The organism is Nonomuraea sp. NPDC052116 (assembly GCF_040680035.1).
In the GTDB taxonomy this organism is placed as follows: domain Bacteria; phylum Actinomycetota; class Actinomycetes; order Streptosporangiales; family Streptosporangiaceae; genus Nonomuraea; species Nonomuraea angiospora_A.
On sequence record NZ_JBFAWA010000100.1, the window covers coordinates 1 to 2,271 of the forward strand.

Annotated in this window: 2 protein-coding genes; both read left to right on the forward strand. The window is 69.4% G+C overall.

Going from position 1 to position 2,271, the window contains the following annotated elements; genetic code table 11:
• Positions 1–893 (forward strand): deoxyribose-phosphate aldolase (deoC, locus tag AB0L65_RS62805; protein WP_364267574.1); only part of this gene is annotated, 893 nt, incomplete at its 5' end.
• A 2-nt stretch (positions 894–895) separates the two neighbouring features.
• A partial coding sequence (locus AB0L65_RS62810; protein ID WP_364267577.1) for an aldehyde dehydrogenase family protein occupies positions 896–2,271 on the forward strand: 1,376 nt, incomplete at its 3' end.

Below are 2,271 nucleotides of genomic sequence, written 5' to 3' on the forward strand. Positions count from 1 at the left end.
CGGCGTTGCGAGCTTTCCTGCACGGCCTGCCCGGGGTTGACCGGGTCGGCGCGGACCAGCGGGCGGCGATGCTCGGCACCCGTTCGATCAAGACCACCGCCAAGGCACAGGCCATCGACCTGGCCATCTCCATGGTCGACCTGACCACCCTCGAAGGAGCCGACACGGCCGGCAAGGTGCGGGCGATGTGCGCCAAGGCCGTCCACCCCGGCGGCGGCGCGCCCCGGGTGGCGGCCGTGTGCGTCTACCCCGACCTGGTCGAGGTCGCGGTCGGGGCGCTGGCCGGGACCGGGGTCGCGGTGGCCTCGGTGGCCACCGCCTTCCCCAGCGGCCGTTCCTCGCTGGAGGTCAAGGTGAGCGACACCGCGCTGGCGGTGGCGGCGGGCGCCGATGAGATCGACATGGTGATCGACCGGGGCGCGTTCCTGTCCGGCCGCTTCCTGAAGGTGTGGGAGGACATCGTGGCGGTCAAGGCCGCCTGCGGTGGCGCGCACCTGAAGGTGATCCTGGAGACCGGGGAGCTGGCCACCTACGACAATGTGCGGCGCGCGTCCTGGCTGGCGATGCTGGCCGGCGCCGACTTCATCAAGACCTCCACCGGCAAGGTGGCCCCGGCCGCGACGTTGCCGGTGACGCTGATCATGCTGGAGGCGGTGCGGGACTTCCGTCAGGTGACGGGCCGGCAGGTGGGCGTCAAGCCCGCGGGCGGTATCCGCACCACCAAGGACGCGATCAAGAATCTGGTGCTGGTGCACGAGACGGCCGGTGATGACTGGCTGTCGCCGCAGTGGTTCCGGCTGGGCGCCTCCTCGCTGCTGAACGATCTGCTGATGCAGCGGCAGAAGCTGGCCACCGGCCGGTATGCCGGTCCCGACTACTTCACCCTGGACTGATGATGGCGATCTTCGAGTACGCCCCCGCGCCCGAGTCGCGTGACCTGGTCGACCTCAAGGCGTCGTACGGGCTGTTCATCGACGGCGAGTTCGTGGACGGGGCGGGCACCCCGTTCAAGACGATCAACCCGGCGACGGAGGAGACGCTGGCCGAGGTGGCCGCCGCCTCTTCCGATGATGTGGATCGGGCGGTGCGGGCCGCCCGTAAGGCGTTCGGCGGCTGGTCGGCGTTGCCGGGTGTGGAGCGGGCCAAGTATCTGTTCCGGATCGCGCGGATCATCCAGGAGCGGGCGCGTGAGCTGGCGGTGCTGGAGTCGTTGGACAACGGCAAGCCGATCCGGGAGTCGCGGGATGTGGATGTGCCGCTGGTGGCGGCGCATTTCTTCTACTACGCGGGCTGGGCCGACAAGCTGCAGTACGCCGGGTTCGGCACGAAGCCGCTGGGGGTGGCGGGGCAGGTGATCCCGTGGAACTTCCCGCTGCTGATGCTGGCCTGGAAGATCGCGCCGGCGTTGGCGTGCGGGAACACGGTGGTGCTCAAGCCGGCTGAGACGACGCCGTTGTCGGCGTTGTGGTTCGCCGACATCTGCCGGCAGGCCGATCTGCCGCCGGGGGTGGTCAACATCGTGACCGGTGCGGGGGAGACCGGCGCGGCGGTGGTGGCGCACCCGGAGGTGGACAAGGTGGCCTTCACCGGGTCGACCGAGGTGGGCAGGATCATCGCCCGGACGGTGGCCGGCACGGACAAGAGGCTGACCTTGGAGCTGGGTGGCAAGGCGGCCAACATCGTGTTCGCCGACGCCGCGATCGATCAGGCGGTGGAGGGGATCGTCAATGGGATCTTCTTCAACCAGGGTCACGTGTGCTGCGCGGGGTCGCGGCTGCTGGTGGAGGAGTCGGTTCAGGAGGAGTTGCTGGCGGCGTTGAAGCGGCGGCTGGGCACGCTGCGGGTGGGTGATCCGCTGGACAAGAACACCGACGTCGGCGCGATCAACTCGGCCGAGCAGCTGGCCAAGATCAGAGAGCTGTCGGCGGTCGGGGAGTCGGAGGGGGCCGAGCGCTGGTCGCCCGCCTGCGAGTTGCCGGAGCGGGGGTTCTGGTTCCCGCCCACGATCTTCACGGGGGTGGCGCAGTCGCACACGATCGCGCGGGAGGAGATCTTCGGGCCGGTGTTGTCGGTGTTGACGTTCCGCACGCCGGCTGAGGCGGTGGAGAAGGCCAACAACACGCCGTATGGGTTGTCGGCGGGGATCTGGACGGAGAAGGGGTCGCGGATCCTGTGGATGGCTGACCGGCTGCGGGCGGGGGTGGTGTGGGCCAACACGTTCAACAAGTTCGATCCGGCCTCGCCGTTCGGCGGTTACAAGGAGTCCGGCTA